Annotated in this window: 11 protein-coding genes, 1 pseudogene and 1 other annotated feature; of the genes and pseudogenes, 9 read left to right on the forward strand and 3 right to left on the reverse strand. The window is 50.3% G+C overall.

The annotated features are described in order from the left end of the window. Positions 1-511 precede the first annotated feature (511 nt). Positions 512-1,891 (forward strand): MATE family efflux transporter, encoded by a 1,380-nt coding sequence (locus DXA87_RS15660; protein WP_117505294.1) that lies wholly within the window; start codon positions 512-514, stop codon positions 1,889-1,891. Positions 1,892-2,173: 282 nt separating this feature from the next. On the opposite strand, the gene DXA87_RS15665 is transcribed toward DXA87_RS15660, so the two are convergent. From DXA87_RS15665 to DXA87_RS15675, 3 genes are all read right to left on the reverse strand, one after another. Then, positions 2,174-2,947, reverse strand: a complete 774-nt coding sequence (locus DXA87_RS15665) for an ATP-binding cassette domain-containing protein (protein WP_015553323.1) — start codon at positions 2,945-2,947, stop codon at positions 2,174-2,176. Next, a complete protein-coding gene (locus DXA87_RS15670; protein ID WP_015553324.1) occupies positions 2,940-3,830 on the reverse strand; it encodes an ABC transporter permease in 891 nt (296 codons plus the stop codon). Before DXA87_RS15670 ends, DXA87_RS15665 begins: the two co-directional genes overlap by 8 nt. Positions 3,831-3,982: 152 nt before the next feature. Beyond that, positions 3,983-5,080, reverse strand: a complete 1,098-nt coding sequence (locus DXA87_RS15675; protein WP_117471643.1) for an ABC transporter substrate-binding protein — start codon at positions 5,078-5,080, stop codon at positions 3,983-3,985. Positions 5,081-5,278: 198 nt separating this feature from the next. After that, positions 5,279-5,515: a binding site (T-box leader), on the reverse strand. A gap of 320 nt (positions 5,516-5,835) precedes the next feature. On the opposite strand from DXA87_RS15675, the gene ftsH reads away from it, so the two are divergent. The 8 genes and pseudogenes from ftsH to DXA87_RS18660 form a co-directional block, all read left to right on the forward strand. Continuing rightward, on the forward strand, positions 5,836-7,686 hold the full coding sequence (ftsH, locus tag DXA87_RS15680) for an ATP-dependent zinc metalloprotease FtsH (protein ID WP_021905601.1): 1,851 nt from the start codon (positions 5,836-5,838) through the stop codon (positions 7,684-7,686). Positions 7,687-8,058: 372 nt separating this feature from the next. Then, complete coding sequence (locus tag DXA87_RS15685) at positions 8,059-9,270, forward strand: hypothetical protein (protein ID WP_117505296.1); 1,212 nt, start codon at positions 8,059-8,061, stop codon at positions 9,268-9,270. Between the two features lie 240 nt (positions 9,271-9,510). Further along, on the forward strand, positions 9,511-13,374 hold the full coding sequence (locus tag DXA87_RS15690; RefSeq protein ID WP_117505298.1) for a DNA-directed RNA polymerase subunit beta: 3,864 nt from the start codon (positions 9,511-9,513) through the stop codon (positions 13,372-13,374). 19 nt (positions 13,375-13,393) lie between these two features. After that, a complete protein-coding gene (gene rpoC, locus DXA87_RS15695; RefSeq protein ID WP_117469196.1) occupies positions 13,394-17,065 on the forward strand; it encodes a DNA-directed RNA polymerase subunit beta' in 3,672 nt (1,223 codons plus the stop codon). 265 nt (positions 17,066-17,330) lie between these two features. Beyond that, positions 17,331-18,500 (forward strand): cation diffusion facilitator family transporter, encoded by a 1,170-nt coding sequence (locus DXA87_RS15700; protein ID WP_015553331.1) that lies wholly within the window; start codon positions 17,331-17,333, stop codon positions 18,498-18,500. A 238-nt stretch (positions 18,501-18,738) separates the two neighbouring features. Next, positions 18,739-19,809: a hypothetical protein gene (locus DXA87_RS15705; protein ID WP_117505300.1), complete on the forward strand. Its 1,071-nt coding sequence runs from the start codon at positions 18,739-18,741 to the stop codon at positions 19,807-19,809. A 260-nt stretch (positions 19,810-20,069) separates the two neighbouring features. Beyond that, positions 20,070-21,167: a glycosyltransferase gene (locus tag DXA87_RS15710; RefSeq protein WP_117505302.1), complete on the forward strand. Its 1,098-nt coding sequence runs from the start codon at positions 20,070-20,072 to the stop codon at positions 21,165-21,167. Between the two features lie 128 nt (positions 21,168-21,295). Continuing rightward, a pseudogene (locus DXA87_RS18660) lies at positions 21,296-21,699 on the forward strand (collagen-like protein); the annotation flags it as partial.

Below are 21,699 nucleotides of genomic sequence, written 5' to 3' on the forward strand. Positions count from 1 at the left end.
CCCTACTTGTCTCCATCTAACCATTTGATGATGTAGTGGCAGGCTACACCAGCCGCACAGGAGACAAGAAACGAAAGTATCAAATTCAAAAGACTCACCTCCTCCCGTTGCCGGGTATCGGTTGGACAACATAATAATTGTACGATAAAAGTGCTGATGAAGCAAGATTACATAAAACGTAACTGTTCAGTAGGTCTGCGCACTTGCTGCGCTGACCGTAAGAAAACATAGGCTGGAAGGCAAAAATCCCATCAGCGAAGCTGATCTGGAATGGATTTTTGCACGTAACTATGAAGGTACTGAATAGTTACCATAAAACTATATTTATTGTAACTGTTCGGTACCGTTACTGTTTACGCCCTCAATGTTAGAAATTCGGTACCTTCACAGTTACTAATTTTTACTTTGATTTTACATTCACCGTATTGTATAATAAATCTAATAAGAATCAGAGCAACACACCGAAAAATATTTTAAAGATGCCAAAAGCAGACATACAGGAGTGATGAGAATGCCGGAAAACGAAAAGACGAGACTTCAGAAATTTATGGGTGGAGGAAAACAAGGATACCAGATCGCATTCCAGATGGCTTGGCCTGCGGTGATGGAGTCCTTTTTTATTGCCCTGGCGGGCATGGTGGACTCGCTGATGGTGAGCTCCATCGGCGCATACGCGGTGGCGGCAGTAGGTCTGACAACGCAGCCGAAATTCATCGGCTTGTGCATCTTTATCGCCATGAACGTATCCATATCTGCCCTGGTGGCGAGACGTCGCGGTGAGAAAGACCGGATCGGCGCGAACCAGGTTCTCCTGATGGCGCTGATCTTCACAGTCGTTGTCGGAATTTTGATCAGCATAGCGGCGGTGGTTTTTGCGGAGCCGATCATCCGCTTCTGCGGTGCCAACGAGGACACTCAGGAGAGCGCGGTCCTGTATTTTAGGATCATCATGGGCGGCATGATCTTCAATATCATTTCCATGGCGATCAACGCCTCCCAGCGCGGTGCGGGAAACACGAAGATCGCCATGCGCACCAACGTGACCTCCAATGTGGTCAACATGATCGGAAATTATCTCCTGATTCAGGGTCATCTTGGCTTTCCGGCGATGGGAATCGCGGGTGCGGCTCTGGCGACTGTATTTGGAACCGTGGTTGCCTGCATTATGAGCATCTGCTCCCTGATCCCGAAAGACAATTTTGTCAGCATTCCCTACATTATAAAAGAGCGCGTCCGCATCACCCTGGAACCGGCAAAGAATATGGCAAAGATCGCTTCCAGCGTTTTCATCGAGCAGGTGTTCATGCGGACCGGTTTCCTTCTTGTATCGATCATGGCGGCGAGACTAGGAACCTCGGCCTACGCGGCGCACCAGGTGGCCATGAATGTCATGAACCTGTCTTTCTCATTTGGTGACGGCATGCAGGTAGCCGCTGTGGCGCTCTGCGGACGAAGCCTTGGGGAGAAGCGCCCGGATCTGGCGGTCATGTACGGGACGATCTGCCAGAGGATCGGAAACATGATCTCCATCGTGCTGTCGATCCTATATCTGCTGTTAGGAAACTGGTATTTCCACCTGTACTTTGTTGAGGAAGATATTATCGCCATGGGTGCCCGGATCATGCAGGTCATGACCGTGATCGTACTCCTGCAGATCTCCCAGGTCATCTACATGGGATGTCTCAGGGGTGCGGGAGATGTGGTGTTCACCACCTGTGCTTCGACTCTCAGTATCACCATCGTCCGCCCGTCCTGTGCGTACCTGTTCTGCTATGTACTGGAGATCGGAGTCGTCGGCATCTGGCTCGGAATCGTGTGCGACCAGATCGTGAGAGTGTGTCTGACGAACTGGAGATTTAAGAGCGGAAAGTGGACGAAAATAAAGATATAGCGAGCGCAGAGGAAAAACAAGCGGCGCCTCCGGCGACATTTGTTTTTCCTGCGCCGCTAACGAGCAAACTGTCTGCGAAGCAGACAATAGAGCGCGAAGCGCGTGTTTGCGAGTGAGCGATTCGACTCAATGAGTCAACACCCCCAAAAACGAAAAGAGCCATATGCCTCGAAAACTGGTCATCCCAGTTCCAGCCGCATACAGCTCTTTTTTATGTAACAGGAAATTCTGAGGAATTCCCTGTTACATAAATTTGCAAGATCAATTCAGACAATACGCGGACTAGTTGCCGCACTCAATACTGATCGCGTTAAACATGTCAAGGATATCATCCACCTTCGTGTTCGCCTTTTCCTCGCCTTTTTTATCCATGACCGCATGCCCCTGATGCATCATCAGAAGACGGTTTCCGTACTCTACAGCGAACCGGAGATTATGTGTGACCATAATGGTCGTCAGGTGCTTTTCTGCAACGATCTTTCCGGTCAGTTCCATAATAATATCTGCCGTCTTCGGGTCAAGGGCGGCCGTGTGCTCATCAAGGATCAGAAATTCGATGGGAGTCATGGTTGACATTAGAAGAGCCATTGCCTGACGCTGTCCACCGGAGAGGACGCCGACTTTTACCCCCATCTTATCTTCGAGACCGAGACCGAGGATTTTCAACTGGTCGCGGTAGAAGTCAATGCGGGCTTTATTTGTTCCGGGAAGAAGATTGAACGGCTTTCCCTTATTGTCCGCGAGAGCCATATTCTCGAGGATCGTCATATTCGGGCAGGTTCCCATCGCCGGGTGCTGGTAGACGCGGCCGATGCGGCGCTGGCGCTTGTACTCCGGCATTTTTGTGATATCAGTTCCGCCCATGACGATGGTGCCGGAATCCACCGGAATGCTGCCGCAGATCAGATTCAACATGGAAGTTTTACCGGATCCGTTGCTGCCGACAACGGAAACAAACTCGCCGTCATCGATACTGAGGTTGAAATCGTTAAAGAGGCACATTTCATTTACAGTGCCTGCGTTGTAATATTTACTGATGTTTTTTAACTCAAGCATGGTGTGCCCCCTTTCTCTTCATGGAATCACTGACGATCAGAATCAGAAGAAGAATTGCCGCAGTGATAAGTTTCAGGTCGGTCGCCTTTACGATCCGCATGGAAATAACGAAAGCTACACACGCTTTATAGAGAATTGCGCCTGCGATAACAGCGGTGGTTGCCTTCAGCTTTCCGAAGCGGTGGAACAGCTGTGTTCCGAGAATCACGCTTGCGAGACCGAAGACCATGGTTCCGGTTCCGATCGAGATGTCGAAGAACGCCTGCTTCTGGGCGAGCACTCCGCCTGCGAGGGCTGCGAATCCGTTGGCGATCGCAAGGCCGATGATCTTCACCCGGCCTTTGTCTTCTGCCAGAGATGTAACGAGAGCATCATTGTCACCGGCTGCCCGGAGAAGATAGCCGGATCTCGTATTTAAGTACCAGTCGAGAACGAACTTGCAGATCAGGGCGATCACAGCCAGAATGATCACAACAATGTACGGTCTTACGGATGCCGGAAGACTGTTCCTGGTCCACTCATTGTCAAAGATCGTATCCTGGGACAGGAAGGGAAGGTTTGCCTTCATTCCGGCGATCCTTAAGTTTACGGAGTAGAGAGCTGTCATGACAATGATACCGGAAAACAGGTCGCGGACCTTACATTTTACATGAATGACACCGGTCACGCATCCGGCGAGAACACCCGCAAAGAAGGAGAGCGGAAGTGCCCACACTGGGGAAACTCCTTTTACGATCAGTCCCGCGGTCAGCGCTGCGCCCAGAGGGAAAGTTCCGTCAACCGACAGATCCGGGAAGTCCAGGATCTTGTAGGTGATGTAAACGCCCAGGGCCATGATCGCGTAGATCAGCCCTTCCTCAAAGATTCCTAATAAGATTGCCATGATATCCTCCGAAAATCAGTAACTGGGGAAAATCCCGCAATTACATGTTGCTGCAAAGTCCGGCAGAAGCGGAAAATCGCTTTGCCGGACCATGATTGTTTATGTTGCCGATCATCCGACTTCCTTATTAAAAGTGGATGAAATTTGTTGAACTACTGTGTGATCTCAGTGAATAACTCTTTTGCATTGGAAGCAAGATCCTCCGGGAAAGTGATTCCAAGATCCTCAGCGACTTTGGAGTTTCCGTAGAAAGCAGCAGTCTCGATCACCTCGAAGTTCAGTTCACTTGCTTTCTTCTCGCCCTTTAAAACTTCTGCAGCCATGCGTCCTGTCTGCTTTCCAAGATCTACATAGTCAAGTCCCATAGCAGCGAGGCAGCCAATCTTGACCTGCTCGATCTCACTTCCGAATACCGGGATGTTTTTCGCATTTGCCTTGGAAAGGATCAGCGGAAGGGAGGCAACGACTGTGTTGTCTGTTAAGTTGTTTAAGCAGTCGACCTGCTCTAAGAGGCTGTCAGCAGCGAGCGGGATGTCTGCTGTGGAGGAAACGCCGGACTCAACGATCTCGAAACCGTAGTCAGCGGCTTTTTCCTTGTACTCAGCCAGAGTGGAAGCGGAGTTTACTTCGCTTGTTGTATACATGATGCCGATCTTTTTCGCATCAGGAAGGATCGCGCGGATCATTTCGAGCTGCTGCTCGACCGGAAGCTTGTCGCTGGTACCTGTCACTTCGCCAACCGGAGTTCCGTCAGCGTTTGCGAGCTCAGCTGCAACCGGATCCGTAACGGCTGTATAGATGACCGGGATGTCGTTCTTTCTGCCGACGCTGTATGCGCTCTGGGCGCTCGGTGTTGCGATCGCGCAGATGAGATCCACCTTCTGTCCGGCGAAGTTTGTGCTGATCTGTGCTGCTAACCCTGGGTCAGCCTGCGCGTTCTCTTCTAATACGGTAAGGTTCTTTCCTTCAACGATACCGTTCTCTGCAAGCCCCTCAAGGAAGCCTTCACGGCAGTTGTCGAGAGAGCCGTGGACTGCGAACTGGTTGATGCCGATGGTGTAGGAACCGTCTGCAAGAGCTGTATCTGCTGCGTCTGCGGATTCAGCCGTTGTTGTCTCTGCGGCAGCTTCTGTTGCTGTGGCTGTCGTTGTCTCAGCAGCTGTTGTGGTGGAAGCTGTGTTAGAAGAGCAGCCTGCAAGGAGTGCTGCGGTGAAGGTTGCTGCGATGATTGCTTTGATTGATTTTTTCATAATTTTGTTCTCCTCTTCTACTTTTGATAAAGATGTTTTGCAGCTGCGGCAGGTCCTGTTGCGGCGACTGCCGTTTTGCCGAGTAGTTGTTGGAGGTGTGGAGCGAAGGTTTTTGGGGATCGGGATATTGTCCGGTGCAGAGCACTTATTTTTGTATAAAAAAAATCCCAAGTATCAGATATCGATTTAAAATCTGATGCTTGAGACGAATTTCATATCCGCGGTGCCACTCAATTTGACCTTTCGGTCCGCTTTTTTCGTATACCAACATATACGCCGCTCTCTTAACGACTGCGGTAGCCGTCAGTCCATACTAAAATTCAGGACTGCCCTCGAAAGTCCATTCCATTTCCAGTGCAATACTGCAATCCCACCGCCTGCAGCTCTCTGTGAAAACACGATCGAAAATGTACTCCTCTTTCTCAACGGTTTTTCTTGTTTGGTTATGGGTATCATAGTACGAAAAGGATTGTTTGTCAAGAAGAACAATAAAAAAAGTTTGGAAACCTGCAAACTCCGCTGGACAGAAAGAAAAATGGTAATTTCTAAAAAAAATATAATATTTCAGAAACTTCCATAAATTCCATTGACATTCAATGTCTCCTGATATAGGATAAATATCACACGAAATGACAGGGTGTCACCTCGCGGAGATGCTCAGAAAACAAAGCATGTAAAGGCAGAAAAAGTAACGGCAGAAGCTAAGATGCGATGAAAAAGCGTTACAGAAAAAAGAAAATCAAGGAGGCAGACGCATGGGTACAAAAGACGGCGGAAAAAAGCCGAACCCGAATGATCTCAATTCATTTAAGGGATTTTTCTATTATATGATCATAATTCTGGTCATGACGGTCCTGTTAAACGGACTCGTATTCCCGTCCGCACTGAAAAGCCAGGTAAAGGAAGTTGGCTACAACGAGTTCCTGACCATGGTGGACAACGGACAGGTCGCACAGGTGGAAAAAGATGACACGAACGGCGAGATCGTATTCATCACAAAAGACAGCAATGGGAAACAGCAGATCTACAAGACAGGTCTCTGGGATGACCCGGATCTGACAGAACGGTTATACAGTAAGGGAGTGACCTTCGACAAGGTGATCCCGCGGAAGGAATCCGCTATCATGGCAGTCTTCACAAACTGGATCCTTCCATTCATGATCATGATCGGACTTGGACAGATATTAAGCCGCAGCATGGCGAAGCGCATGGGCGGAAACGCGATGACATTTGGAAAATCGAATGCAAAGATCTACGCGGAGAGCGAGACCGGCGTGACATTTGCGGATGTCGCAGGTGAGGAGGAGGCGAAGGACGCCTTAAAGGAGATCGTTGATTTCCTTCATGATCCGAAAAAATATTCCGATATCGGTGCCACACTTCCGAAGGGCGCGCTCCTCGTAGGCCCTCCAGGAACAGGTAAAACATTACTTGCAAAGGCTGTTGCCGGTGAGGCGCATGTTCCGTTCTTCTCAATCTCCGGCTCTGAGTTTGTTGAGATGTTCGTCGGCATGGGTGCCGCGAAGGTCCGGGACCTCTTCAAGCAGGCAAATGAGAAAGCGCCGTGTATCGTCTTTATCGATGAGATCGATACCATCGGTAAAAAGCGTGACGGAAGCGGCATGGGCGGAAACGATGAGCGTGAGCAGACCTTAAACCAGCTTCTTACAGAGATGGACGGATTCGACGGACGAAAGGGTGTTGTGATCCTGGCGGCCACAAACCGTCCGGAGACCCTCGATAAGGCCCTCTTGAGACCGGGCCGTTTCGACAGGAGGATCCCGGTGGAGCTCCCGGACCTCAAAGGCCGTGAGGCGATCCTTCGGGTACATGGAAAAGATGTCAAGATGGATGAGTCCGTTGACTTTAACGCCATCGCGAGAGCAACTGTCGGAGCCAGCGGTGCCGAGCTTGCGAACATTATCAACGAGGGCGCGCTCCGTGCCGTCCGCATGGGACGCCGCGTTGTATCCCAGGCTGATCTGGAGGAGAGCGTTGAGACCGTTATTGCCGGTTACCAGAAGAAAAATGCGTCCGTATCTGAGAATGAACGCCGGATCGTCGCTTACCACGAGATCGGCCACGCCCTGGTGGCTGCGTGCCAGAGCAATTCCGCTCCGGTCCACAAGATCACAATTATTCCGAGAACATCGGGCGCTCTCGGCTATACGATGCAGGTGGAGGATGGCGAGCGCCTTCTTATGAGTAAGGAGGAGGCACTTAACAAGATCGCAACCCTGACCGGCGGCCGTGCGGCGGAGGAATTTATGTTCCACTCTATCACGACCGGTGCCTCCAACGATATCGAGCAGGCCACAAAGCTTGCCCGCGCTATGGTGACCCGCTACGGTATGAGCGACCAGTTCGGTATGGTTGCCCTTGAGACCGTGACGAACCAGTACCTTGGCGGAGACACCTCCCTCGCATGCTCACCGGAGACAGCGAAAGCCATCGATGACGAGGTGATCGCTACCGTGAAGGCACAGTACGAGAAGGCAATGGGAATCTTAAGAGACCATGCAGCAAAATTAAACGAACTTGCCGGATATCTTCTCGAAAAGGAGACGATCACCGGGGAGGAATTTATGGAGATCCTGAACCGGTAAAAGCAGTATATCAGTGTGAGAAGACTCAGAGACCATGCAAAGTGGCTGCTCTGAGTCTTTTTTCGTTTTGGGAAAAGAATCAGTTACTTTTCATGGGTAGGAATTTTCTGAATTGAAAATTCCGTACAATACAGTGGTGGTAGTGGATTTTGCCGATTCGGAATGCGAAGCATCGGCAAAATCCTGTTACAGTGCGCGGGCAAGGAGTGCCCGTGTACTGTAACAAGAATCAGGCATCGGGCTGACGATGTAAAATCTCGATTGTGTATACCGGAAACCTATGTTAAAATGAGAGTGGAAATTTAGCTGTTGGGCTTAAAATACAAAATTAAAATGACCTGAAAAGAGGAATACCGACAGGAGGAACTACGGATGAAACAGAGATATTGTCCATACTGCGACCAGAAAATGACATCGGGTCTATACTGCAGCGGATGCAAAAGGATCGTGTGGCATCCATATGTACAGGATGTGGATTACTATTTAAATGAGAGACATCCACAGCATGAGTCAGACTGCCTGTACCATGATGGCGGAAGCGAATACCCGGGAAGCAGAGCGTCCGGCACAGATTCGTACGCGGGCGTATTTAAAGGAAATGGGACATCGACCAGCACACAGGACGGAAAGAAAAAGACAAATCGGGAGAAGAAAGCAGCGGATCCATTCCAGAATATGGGAAACCGGATGGCGGGACAGCGGAATGCGTTCGAACATATGAAGAGCCAGCTTGAACAGTACCGCGGTCAGGCAGACACCTGCCAGAGTGGAACTTACAGTAGCCAGTCCGCGAAGAACATCATGGACCGCGTAAACTCCGAGCGGGGACGGAAGAAGCCGTTTACCGGCATTCTGATCGTCGTGATCATCTGGCTGGTATTTTCCGTCGGCGGAAACCTGCTGTTTCTTATCACCCATGCGATCCGGGAATCGATCTACGGGATCGAGAACATCTTTGACTCGTCCAGCGGCGATCTCTGGTCCTCTGCCGATTCCAACGCCGTGGAGGTCCTTGGGGAGGGCGAGCTCTCCGACGAGGAGGTGCGGGCCATCGGAACAAACTGTACAAACTACGGTCACTATGACGCCCAGCTTGCGGATGTGACGGCCGCCCTGGACCGGCTCCTGCCGCAGTACGGATTTTCTGAGTGGTCGATGGAGGACACATACAGCTACAACTATGCTTCGGACGATATGAGCTGGTACAACACAGATCAGGCCTGTTATCTGAGCCGTGATGGGGAGTATGTGGGAAGCATTACCATCTACGCCGACACGGCAACAGATGATCTCCATGGGATCGGTGCCTACAGCAGCGATGAGGAGGCCTTCTACCAGATCGTGGACGTGCTGGAAGCCGCATTTCAGGAATTCGGCTATCTGGATACGGATCTAAGCGGACAGGAGGTATATCAGGAACTGATCAATACCGAGGATATGATCGTTAGTAAGACAGATGACAGTGTCAACGGATTTACCACAGCTTATGGACCGGAGATTTTTGCAAGTAAAGAAAGCCCGTCAGGGGATGATTTCTACTCGATCCAGATGTATGCGCCGGGGTATTACACAAGCGTAGAGTAGAATGGTAAAAATTATATAGACTGATAAAAGATGTGCTGCAGGATCATCTGAAAGATTCTGCAGCACATCTTTTATTTACGTGAACAACGTCCAGGAAAACCTTGTAAAAAAGTGCTTGACAGATTGACAACCCCATGGTAGTATGAAATGTGCACTATTGTGGTATCATGTGCATATGGTACCAGTATGCCCAAAATTGGCTATTGATTATAGAGAAAGAAAACAGGGGTGAAACGTCAAATGGAGAAAAGCAGAATGCGTCCGGTGCCGGCCGGCAAGAGCGTAAGAATGAGCTTCTCAAGACAGAAAGAAGTTCTTGAGATGCCGAACCTGATCGAGATCCAGAAGGATTCTTATCAGTGGTTCCTCGACGAGGGCCTGAAAGAGGTCTTTGACGATATCTCTCCGATCGCTGACTTTGCTGGACATCTGAGCCTGGAGTTTGTAGACTTCACGCTGTGCAAAGATGACATCAAATATACGATCGAAGAGTGCAAAGAGCGTGATGCGACTTACGCGGCACCTTTAAAGGTTAAGGTGAGACTCTGCAACAAAGATAAAGATGAAATCAATGAACATGAGATTTTCATGGGCGATCTGCCGTTAATGACAGATACCGGCTCCTTCGTTATTAACGGTGCCGAGCGTGTTATCGTCAGCCAGTTGGTACGTTCCCCAGGTATATATTATGGAATCGATCATGATAAGATCGGTAAGGAATTATACTCCTGTACCGTGATCCCGAACCGTGGAGCATGGTTAGAGTATGAGACCGATTCCAACGACGTGTTCTATGTCCGTGTAGACCGTACGAGAAAGGTCCCGGTTACAGTCCTGATTCGTGCGCTCGGATATGGAACAAACGCCGAGATCATCGATCTCTTCGGTGAGGAGCCGAAGCTTCTCGCAAGCTTTGGAAAGGATACATCCGACAACTATCAGGATGGTCTCCTTGAATTATATAAGAAGATCCGTCCGGGCGAGCCGCTGTCCGTTGACAGCGCTGAGAGCCTGTTAAATGGTATGTTCTTTGATCCGAGAAGATATGATCTCGCGAAGGTCGGCAGATACAAATTCAACAAGAAGCTCCACATGAAGAACCGTATCGTAGGACAGATTCCGTCTGAGGATATCGTCGATACATCTACAGGTGAAATCCTTGCCGAAGCAGGAAAGGCAATCACAAAGGACCAGGCGATCGCGATCCAGAACGCGGCGATCCCGTACGTATGGATCCAGACTGAGGAACGTGTAGAGAAGGTTCTCTCAAACCTCATGGTAGATCTTTCCGCATACGTAACATTTAATCCGGAAGAAGTAGGTATTACAGAATTAGTATACTACCCGGTATTAAAAGAGATTCTGGAAAAAGCAGGGGATGACGAGGAAGAGCTGAAAGCAGAACTCCGCCGCAACATCCACGAGCTCGTTCCGAAGTGCATCACGAAGGAAGATATCCTTGCTTCCATCAACTACAATATGCACCTTGAGTACGGCATCGGCGTAAAGGATGATATCGATCATCTTGGAAACCGTCGTATCCGTGCAGTCGGCGAGCTGCTTCAGAACCAGTACCGCATCGGTCTCTCCAGAATGGAGCGTGTGGTACGCGAAAGAATGACGACACAGGACATCGACGGAATCACTCCGCAGTCCTTGATCAATATCAAACCGGTAACCGCAGCAGTGAAGGAGTTCTTCGGAAGCTCCCAGTTATCCCAGTTCATGGACCAGAACAACCCGTTATCCGAGCTTACGCATAAGAGACGTCTCTCCGCGTTAGGACCGGGCGGTCTGTCCAGAGAACGTGCGGGATTCGAGGTTCGAGATGTACACTACACCCACTATGGCCGTATGTGTCCGGTCGAGACTCCTGAGGGACCGAACATCGGTCTGATCAACTCCCTTGCGAGCTATGCAAAGGTAAACCAGTACGGTTTCGTTGAGGCTCCGTACCGTGTCGTAGATAAGACTGACCCGGCAAACCCGCGTGTTACCGATGAAGTCGTTTATATGACCGCGGACGAAGAGGATAACTACATCGTAGCACAGGCGAACGAGCCGCTCGATGAGGAAGGCCACTTCATCCACAACAACGTATCCGGTCGTTTCCGTGAGGAGACTTCCTCCTTCCAGAAGAGACAGATCGATTTAATGGACGTATCCCCGAGAATGGTATTCTCTGTCGCTACATCCATGATCCCGTTCTTACAGAACGATGACGCGAACCGTGCCCTGATGGGATCCAACATGCAGCGTCAGGCAGTACCGCTTCTTTCCACAGAAGCTCCGGTCGTTGGTACCGGTATCGAGGGCAAGGCTGCCGTTGACTCCGGTGTCTGCGTTGTTGCAAAGAATGCCGGCGTTGTTGAGCGCTCCGCGTCCAATGAGATCGTGATCAAGAGAGATTCTGACGGAAACCGCGATGTTTACCGCCTGATCAAATTCTCACGAAGCAACCAGTCCAACAGCTACAACCAGAAGCCGATCGTTTACAAGGGAGACCATGTAGAGAAGGGCGAGGTTATCGCAGACGGACCGTCCACAAAGGATGGAGAGATCGCACTTGGTAAGAACCCGCTGATCGGATTCATGACCTGGGAAGGTTACAACTACGAGGATGCGGTTCTCTTAAGCGAAAAACTCGTTATGAACGATGTATACACATCTGTTCATATTGAAGAATATGAATGCGAATCCCGTGACACCAAGTTAGGACCGGAAGAGATCACAAGAGATGTTCCGGGTGTTGGTGAGGACGCATTAAAAGACCTGGATGAGAGAGGAATCATCCGCATCGGCGCTGAGGTACGTGCCGGTGATATCTTAGTCGGAAAGGTAACTCCGAAGGGAGAGACCGAGCTGACTGCAGAAGAAAGACTTCTCCGCGCAATCTTCGGTGAGAAGGCAAGAGAGGTCCGCGATACATCCTTAAAGGTACCGCACGGCGCATACGGAACCATCATCGACGCGAAACTCTTCACAAGAGAGAACGGCGACGAGCTTGCTCCTGGCGTAAACGAGACAGTCCGCATCTACATCGCACAGAAACGTAAGATCTCTGTCGGTGATAAGATGGCCGGCCGTCATGGTAACAAGGGTGTTGTCTCCCGTGTACTTCCGGTAGAGGATATGCCGTTCCTTCCGAATGGCCGTCCGCTCGATATCGTATTAAACCCGTTAGGCGTGCCGTCCCGAATGAACATCGGACAGGTCCTCGAGATCCACTTAAGCCTTGCTGCAAAGGCACTCGGCTTTAACGTTTCGACACCGGTATTCGATGGCGCGGACGAGAACGATATCCAGGATACACTGGAGCTTGCAAATGATTATGTAAATATGGAATGGGATGCATTCCAGGAGAAGTATAAGGATATCCTTCGTCCGGATGCGATGGAATACCTCGGCGAGCACCTTGACCATCGTGCTCTCTGGAAAGGCGTTCCGATCAGCCGTACCGGTAAAGTACAGCTCCGCGACGGACGTACAGGTGAATACTTCGATGGTCCGACTACGATCGGACACATGCACTACCTGAAGCTGCATCACCTGGTTGATGATAAGATCCATGCCCGTTCCACAGGTCCATACGCACTGGTAACACAGCAGCCGTTAGGTGGTAAAGCACAGTTCGGCGGACAGCGTTTCGGTGAGATGGAGGTTTGGGCTCTTGAGGCTTACGGTGCGGCTTACACCCTTCAGGAGATCCTGACTGTGAAGTCCGATGATGTTGTAGGACGTGTAAAGACCTACGAGGCGATCATCAAGGGCGAGAACATTCCGGAGCCGGGTATTCCGGAGTCCTTCAAGGTACTCTTAAAAGAGTTACAGTCTCTCGGACTGGACGTAAGAGTGCTGCGTGACAACGGTGAAGAGGTCGATATGTCTGAGAACATCGACTACTCCGATACCAACTATGACCTTCGTTCCATCATCGAGGGAGACCGCCGCTACAACGATAAGGAAGACTTATCCGACTACGGATTCCAGAAGCAGGAATTCAAGGGCGACGAGCTTGTCAATGTGGAAGACGATGACTATACAAACGACGGTGCCAAAGACGACTATGTCGATGACGATTATACCGAGGATGACGACAAATAATTAGAAGGGAGTACCGTTCATGCCTGAGACAAATGAAACTTATCAGCCGATGACATTTGACGCGATCCGTATCGGACTTGCCTCTTCGGAAAAGATTCTGGAATGGTCCCATGGTGAGGTTAAGAAACCGGAGACCATCAACTACAGAACCTTAAAGCCGGAGAAAGACGGTCTGTACTGTGAGAGAATCTTTGGACCGACCAAGGACTGGGAGTGTCATTGTGGTAAATACAAGAAAATCAGATATAAAGGTGTTATCTGTGACCGCTGCGGCGTTGAGGTAACAAAATCCAGCGTCCGCCGTGAGCGTATCGGACACATTGCGCTTGCTGCTCCGGTATCCCATATCTGGTATTTTAAAGGTATTCCGAGCCGTATGGGCCTGATTCTGGATATCTCTCCGAGAGTCCTCGAGAAAGTCCTGTACTTCGCTTCCTATATCGTTCTGGATGCCGGCAACACCGGCCTTCAGTTAAAACAGGTCCTTTCTGAGAAAGAGTACCGTGATGCTGTTGAAAAGTACGGCTACGGCACATTCCGTGTGGGAATGGGTGCTGAGGCTGTTCAGGAACTTTTAAAGAATATCGATCTGGATAAAGACTCCGAAGAGCTTAGAAAAGCTCTTCAGGAGGCATCCGGACAGAAGAGAGCGAGAATCATCAAACGTCTTGAGGTCGTAGATGCATTCCGCAGCTCCGGAAACAGACCGGAGTGGATGATCATGAATGTGATTCCGGTTATCCCGCCGGATATCCGTCCGATGGTTCAGCTTGACGGCGGACGTTTCGCGACATCCGACTTAAACGACTTATACAGAAGAATCATCAACCGTAACAACCGTCTTGCAAGACTTCTTGAGCTCGGTGCTCCGGATATTATCGTCCGCAACGAGAAGAGAATGCTTCAGGAGGCCGTTGATGCCCTGATCGATAACGGCAGACGCGGAAGACCGGTTACAGGCCCTGGAAACCGTGCGTTAAAGTCCCTTTCCGATATGTTAAAGGGTAAACAGGGACGTTTCCGTCAGAACCTTCTCGGTAAACGAGTTGACTATTCCGGACGTTCTGTTATCGTCGTTGGACCGGAACTTAAGATCTATCAGTGCGGTCTCCCGAAGGAGATGGCGATCGAGCTCTTTAAACCGTTTGTTATGAAGGAACTCGTTGCTAACGGAACCGCGCACAACATCAAGAACGCGAAGAAGATGGTTGAGCGCCTCCAGACAGAGGTCTGGGACGTACTTGAGGATGTAATCAAAGAGCATCCGGTTATGTTAAACCGTGCTCCTACTCTTCACCGTCTTGGTATTCAGGCGTTCGAGCCGATCCTTGTAGAAGGTAAGGCGATCAAGCTTCATCCGCTTGTTTGTACCGCATTCAACGCGGACTTCGATGGAGACCAGATGGCGGTCCACCTTCCGCTTACCATGGAAGCTCAGGCAGAGTGCCGTTTCCTTCTCCTCTCCCCGAACAACCTGTTAAAACCGTCCGATGGTGGTCCGGTAGCCGTTCCTTCCCAGGATATGGTTCTCGGTATCTACTATCTGACACAGGAGAGACCGGGCGCAAAGGGCGAGGGAATGTTCTTCAAGAGCCCGAACGAAGCACTTCTTGCATATGAGAACGGTGCCGTTACTCTTCACGCAAGAATCAAAGTCCGTGTGACAAAGACTCTTCCGGATGGAAGAACAATGACTGGTATCGTTGATACAACTGTCGGACGTATCCTCTTCAACGAGATCATCCCACAGGATCTTGGATTTGTAGACAGAACGATCCCGGGCAACGAGTTAAAGCCGGAGATCGATTTCCTCGTAAAGAAGAAACAGTTAAAGCAGATCCTCGAGAAAGTCATCAATACACACGGAGCGATCCAGACAGCGATCACCCTGGACGATATCAAGGCGATCGGTTACAAGTACTCCACAAGAGCAGCTATGACCGTATCCATTTCCGATATGACTGTCCCGGCAACAAAGAAGCAGCTCCTCGCAGATGCAGAAGCTACCGTTGATCGTATCGCTAAGAACTTCCGCCGTGGTCTTATCACAGAGGAAGAGCGTTACAAAGAAGTTATCGATGTATGGAAAGCAACCGATGACCAGCTGACACATGACCTTCTGACAGGTCTTGATAAATACAACAACATCTTCATGATGGCGGACTCCGGAGCCCGTGGTTCCGATAAGCAGATCAAGCAGCTTGCCGGTATGCGAGGACTCATGGCGGATACGACCGGTCACACGATCGAACTCCCGATCAAGTCCAACTTCCGTGAAGGTCTTGACGTACTTGAGTACTTCATCTCCGCACATGGTGCGAGAAAAGGTATGTCCGATACCGCTCTTCGTACAGCCGACTCCGGTTACCTGACAAGACGTCTTGTTGACGTATCCCAGGACCTTATCATCCGTGAGACAGACTGCTGTGAAAGCAAGGGAACGATCCCGTACATGGAGATCGAGGGCTTTACGGACGGTAAAGAGACCATCGAGACGCTGCAGGAGAGATTGACAGGCAGATATATCGCTGAGACGATCACAGATCCGGATACCGGAGAAGTTGTTGTTAAGGCTAACCATATGTGTACACCGAAACGTGCCGCAGCCGTTATCAAGGTTCTTGAGAAGCTCGGCAGAAATACTGTTAAGATCCGTACAGTCCTGACATGTAAGTGCCATATCGGTGTCTGCTCCAAGTGCTACGGCGCAAACATGGCGACAGGCCAGCCGGTACAGGTCGGAGAGGCTGTTGGTATCATTGCCGCACAGTCCATCGGTGAGCCTGGTACACAGCTGACCATGCGTACATTCCACTCCGGCGGTGTTGCCGGCGGCGATATCACACAAGGTCTTCCCCGTGTCGAGGAGCTTTTCGAGGCCAGACGCCCGAAGGGACTTGCGATCATCGCTGAATTCGGTGGTGTTGTTACAATTAAAGATACAAAGAAAAAACGTGAGATCATCGTTACGGACCAGGAGACAGGAAACTCCAAGACTTATCTGATCCCCTATGGTTCCAGAATCAAAGTTGCGGACGGACAGGTTCTCGAGGCCGGCGACGTTCTTACAGAGGGTAGCATCAACCCGCACGACCTGTTAAAGGTTAAGGGCGTTCGTGCCGTACAGGATTACATGATCCGTGAGGTACAGCGTGTTTACCGCTTACAGGGTGTAGAGATCAACGATAAGCATATCGAGATGATCGTGCGTCAGATGTTAAAGAAGATCCGTGTCGAGGAGAGCGGCGATTCCGACGTTCTTCCGGGCGTATCCATGGATGTTCTTGATTTCAACGAGATGAACGAGGAGCTCATCGCTGCAGGCAAACAGCCGGCAGAGGGCAAACAGGTCATGCTCGGTATCACAAAGGCATCCCTTGCAACCGATTCCTTCTTATCTGCCGCATCCTTCCAGGAGACCACAAAGGTTCTTACTGAGGCTGCGATCAACGGTAAGGTCGATCACCTGATCGGTCTGAAAGAGAATGTTATTATTGGTAAGCTGATCCCGGCTGGTACCGGAATGAAGCGTTACCGCAATATCAAGCTCAGCACAGGCGAGATCGAGGATAAGATCCAGGAGCAGGAAGCACCGGTTGCTGAAGAGCCGCAGGAGGAGACGGATGCTCCGCTTGAGGAAGCAGATAAAATCATTCTCAACGAGGATGATACACAGGATGTCGATGAGTGATCGGTATTTTGACAAATAAATATATCGGAAAGCTTTCTGGAAGCAGGAACTTTTTCGTATGCTGAGGCATATAAGAACAGCGAGGAGAACATGAAAGATCATGTTTTTCCTCGCTGTTTGAGTATACAGATGGTTAGAAGAAAGCAACTTGTAACGATTCGGCGGGCCGATGGGCTTTTTGTGCTGAATGTGAGAAGACCTGAATTACAATTTCTTGATTTTTGGCTTGGAGCGGCAAGTGTGCGGACCGATGGAGGTGTTTTACATGATTACGATACTGTCCGGCTTATTTATTAAAAACAGAGATCAATTCGGGAACAGCGATGTGCGCCGTGCCTACGGCATGCTCTGCAGTATTGTGGGCATCGCGCTCAATGTATTTCTGTTTGCCGGAAAATATCTGGCGGGTGTGATCAGTGGATCCATCGCTATTACGGCGGATGCATTCAATAACCTGTCAGATGCAGGATCATCCTTTATCTCTCTTGTGGGATTTAAATTTTCCGGCATGAAGGCTGACGCGGACCACCCCTTTGGACACGGGCGCATCGAGTATGTCTCCGGATTTGGAGTTTCCATGGTCATCATTCTCATGGGAATCGAGCTTTTCAAAACTTCCATAGAGAAGATCTTTCATCCGGAGCCGGTGGAGACAGGTGCTCTGGCGGTGGGGATCCTTGTGGTCTCCATCTGTGTAAAGGGATACATGTGCTTTTACAACCGGACAGTCGGCAAAAAGATCCAGTCGGAGACCATGAAAGCGACGGCTATGGACAGTATGAGCGATTCCATCGCGACAACGGCGGTTCTGATCTCCATGGCTGTGGCCCATGTGACAGGCATTAGTATCGATGGATGGTGTGGCTGCCTTGTGGCATGCTTTGTATTGTATGCAGGATTTGGCGCGGCGAAGGATACCCTGAATCCGCTTCTCGGAGAACCGCCTTCCAGAGAATTTGTAAATGAGATCAGGACGATCGTTATGGCTCATCCTGAGATCCTTGGGATCCATGATCTAGTGGTCCACGATTACGGCCCGGGGAGACGCATGATCTCTCTTCACGGGGAAGTGTCCGGGGATTGCGACATCTTCGAGATCCACGACGTGATCGATCGGATCGAGAAGGAATTGAAGGAAAAACTTGGCTGTGAGGCCGTGATCCACATGGATCCGATCGTGGTGAATAACGAGGCAATCAATGAGACAAAAAAGGAAGTTGTTGACATGATCAACGAACATTTTCCGGGCGTCACCATCCATGATTTCCGCATGATCCAGGGTCCAACCCATACGAACCTGATCTTCGATGCGGTGGTTCCATTCCAGTATGGGAAAACGAACGAAGAGGTAAAACAGGGGATCGAGAAACTGATCTCAGAGAAATGGGATGATTATTACGCAGTGATACAGGCAGAGCAGTCATATCTGGAATAAGGAAAAAAGATTGAATCCGGCAGAGCGTGCAGAAGCGCTTTGCCGGATTTTTGCAGTTAAAGAAAACGTAAGAAGTCTACAGGAAAAAGGGTTTGCGATTGCATGGTTGAACTGCTATACTTGAGATATGGAACTCACAGAAGTATGTGGGCAGATGGGTGACAGAACAGGCGCTCCGGCATCTGGAAACTTGTGCAGATGACCGACGCGGTTGTTGAATTTTAAGGAGGTCTCTCTTATGAAAAAGTGGAAAATGATCCTTACTGCAGCGATGCCGTTAGCAATGGCATTGTCCTTCCCGGCATTCGCGGGCGAATGGCACGAGGATATGAACGGCTGGTGGTATGAGAACGATGACGGTTCCTACTGCCGGAACGGCTGGGACTGGATCGATGGTGATCATGATGGCTGGGCACAGTGCTATTATTTCGGAAATTCCGGTTATCTGCAGATGAATGCCGGATATGCGCAGACAAATACGGGTCATGCGGACGGATATGAGATCGATAAAAATGGTGCCTGGAGCGTAAATGGTGTTACCCAGGTAAAGGCAGTTCCGATCGCTGTCGCGGAGAACGATCCGGAGGCGCTGAAGGTCTATGAGGAAGCACAGCAGATTAGCGAGTCTCTCCCGAGCGCGAATATCGATGTGGACTATACGATCACCATGTCTTATCTCGGACAGGATATTGATATGTCCATGAATATGAAGCTGATGATGAAAGAGGACGCGAACGGAGACATGCAGTTTGTATGCAAGGGTACCGCGGATACGCTTGGAACCGCAGTGCCGATCGATATGTTCTACACAGACGGATACATGTATGTGAACACTATGGGCATCAAGTACAGGCAGGCCATGGATCTGGAAGCTGCGAAAGCTCAGGCCACACAGATCAACATGGATCTGGATACGGATGTTGTCAAAGGCTTGAGAATGTATACAAGCGGTGACACAAGGAAACTTGCATTCACTATTGATGACCAGAAGATCAACGAGATCCTGACCGCAGTTACCAGCGCGACCGCAGAGACCTACGAGGAGCTTGGGGTCACTCTGGACATGAAGATCAATGAGTCGAACGGCGAGATGACGGTCAACAAAGATGGCTATTGCGAGGCTATGAAGATGTTTATGGACTACGGAATGAGTGTCACAGATCATACAACATCCGAAGCTGATGAGATGAACTATAAGATGGATATCAATATGACATATAAGAATCCGGGCAAGGAAGTTTATTTTGAGATTCCATCTACAGATGGCTACGAAGATATTGCTGTGGCTTATGTGGCAGACGCGGAATAGGAACAGTAAAATCGGGACCGGTCTGGCTTGTTAAAAAGTGAAGTGTAAATGGCGCTGGTTTGCGTATGGCTGAGAGGTCATGGCAGATCAGCGCCTTTTTGTGCCACAGGAAATCCCTGTTCACAGATGGCTGCGGCAGGTTCTGCAGGAATGCAGTTTCACCTGTAATAGGATCTGCCTGCAGCTGCGTCTGGGAGAATAGCAGATTGGAGAATCTATCATATATTAAATTGAAGAAACAGGACAAAGAGGGAGAAATAATGGCATCCATCAGTCTATGCATGATCGTGCGCAATGAGGAAAAGGTCCTCGGAAGATGCCTGTCCTGCGTGCGGGGATTTGCGGATGAGATCATAATTGTGGACACGGGATCTACGGACCGGACGAAGGAGATCGCATTTTCTTTTACGGACAAGGTTTATGATTTTAAATGGAAGGATGACTTTGCAGCGGCGAGAAATTTTGCTTTTTCCAGGGGAACGGGGGATTACCTGTTCTGGCTGGATGCAGATGATGTGATAAGGCAGGAAGAGTGGAGAAAACTGATGGATCTGAAAAGACGGCTGGATATGGAACGGCCGGATGTAGTGATGATGAAATACGCGGTTGGATATGACGGGGATGGCGCACCGTCATTTTTCTTTTATAGAGAACGCCTTTTAAGACGGTGCGGAAAAGCCGTATGGAAAGGGCGCATCCATGAGGCGGTGGAACCCTTTGGAAAAGTAGTGCGGGAAGATATCATGATCGAGCACCGGAAAGTGGGGACAGGGGATCCGGACAGGAATCTTCGGATATTTGAGCAGATGCTCCGGGAGAAGGGGAAACTATCTCCGCGGGATCAGTATTATTACGGAAAGGAATTATATTACCACAGAAGATACCGGGATGCCGCTTCCGCATTTTCGGAATATCTGGAACTGCCGGATGGCTGGCGGGAAGACCGGGTGGATGCCTGCAGGCATGGAGCGTACTGTATGTATCGGATCGGAGATCGGGACCGGGCACTAAAGTTTCTGCTTTCCGGACTTTCTGAGGGGATCCCGAAGCCGGAGCTCTGCTGTGATCTCGGATGGTGGTTCTTCTCGGCCAGGCGCTATCGCGACGCAATTTTCTGGTACGGGCAGGCAGTCCGGACCGGAAGGTGGACCGGGGAGGACGGTTTTGTGATGCCGGAGTGCCGGGGATATGTTCCATATCTGCAGATGTGTGTCTGCTATGACAGGCTGGGGGAATGGAAGACGGCGGAACGGTATAATGAGCTGGCGGAGAGGTGCCGGCCGGGGACGGAGATATGCCAGTTAAACAGGAAATATTTTGAGAAAAGAAAAGAGCAGCAAATTGAATGGGTCCAGTGAGGTGACAGCAGGAGTTTTGGACAAAAAATCGCAGAAGTAGCAGTTTCGGACGGGCAGCATAGATTATAGTAAGCGAACAACCTGTATGGGATGTCCGCCAGGAAAATATGCTGAAAGGGGAATTGATCATGCGTAATTGTGGATATGATTTCTGGGAGAACGAGGACTGCAGAGCAGAGAGCTGCCGGGGCGGAGACGAGAGAGGACACTGGGATGGGAACTGTTGCTGCGGCCGGGACGGAACGCAGGGCTGTGGCGGAGATGGAAGAGGTGGCTGCGGTGAAAATTGTGGCTGCGGAGGAAACAGAAGAGGCGGCTGTGGCGGAAATTGCGGAAGCGGCTGGGGATATGGCTGGAGACACGGAACCTGCTGCTGCCGGGGACCGCAGGGGCCGAGAGGTCCTCAGGGATGCCCGGGGCCTGAAGGACCGAGAGGTCCACAGGGGTTTCCGGGATTTGACGGAGCGCCGGGAGCGACAGGTCCGATGGGTCCGATGGGTCCGATGGGCCCGATGGGTCCGGCAGGAGCGCC

Source organism: Desulfotomaculum sp. OF05-3, from assembly GCF_003435535.1.
In the GTDB taxonomy this organism is placed as follows: domain Bacteria; phylum Bacillota; class Clostridia; order Lachnospirales; family Lachnospiraceae; genus Pilosibacter; species Pilosibacter fragilis.

What these genes read in the sequence shown, in the direction of transcription:
- DXA87_RS15700 (WP_015553331.1), top strand. Translation starts at nt 17,331, where the DNA reads ATGATTACGATACTGTCCGGCTTATTTATTAAAAACAGAGATCAATTC.
- DXA87_RS15670 (WP_015553324.1), bottom strand. Translation starts at nt 3,830, where the DNA reads ATGGCAATCTTATTAGGAATCTTTGAGGAAGGGCTGATCTACGCGATC.
- DXA87_RS15660 (WP_117505294.1), top strand. Translation starts at nt 512, where the DNA reads ATGCCGGAAAACGAAAAGACGAGACTTCAGAAATTTATGGGTGGAGGA.
- DXA87_RS15705 (WP_117505300.1), top strand. Translation starts at nt 18,739, where the DNA reads ATGAAAAAGTGGAAAATGATCCTTACTGCAGCGATGCCGTTAGCAATG.
- DXA87_RS15685 (WP_117505296.1), top strand. Translation starts at nt 8,059, where the DNA reads ATGAAACAGAGATATTGTCCATACTGCGACCAGAAAATGACATCGGGT.
- DXA87_RS15675 (WP_117471643.1), bottom strand. Translation starts at nt 5,080, where the DNA reads ATGAAAAAATCAATCAAAGCAATCATCGCAGCAACCTTCACCGCAGCA.
- DXA87_RS15690 (WP_117505298.1), top strand. Translation starts at nt 9,511, where the DNA reads ATGGAGAAAAGCAGAATGCGTCCGGTGCCGGCCGGCAAGAGCGTAAGA.
- rpoC (WP_117469196.1), top strand. Translation starts at nt 13,394, where the DNA reads ATGCCTGAGACAAATGAAACTTATCAGCCGATGACATTTGACGCGATC.
- ftsH (WP_021905601.1), top strand. Translation starts at nt 5,836, where the DNA reads ATGGGTACAAAAGACGGCGGAAAAAAGCCGAACCCGAATGATCTCAAT.
- DXA87_RS15665 (WP_015553323.1), bottom strand. Translation starts at nt 2,947, where the DNA reads ATGCTTGAGTTAAAAAACATCAGTAAATATTACAACGCAGGCACTGTA.
- DXA87_RS15710 (WP_117505302.1), top strand. Translation starts at nt 20,070, where the DNA reads ATGGCATCCATCAGTCTATGCATGATCGTGCGCAATGAGGAAAAGGTC.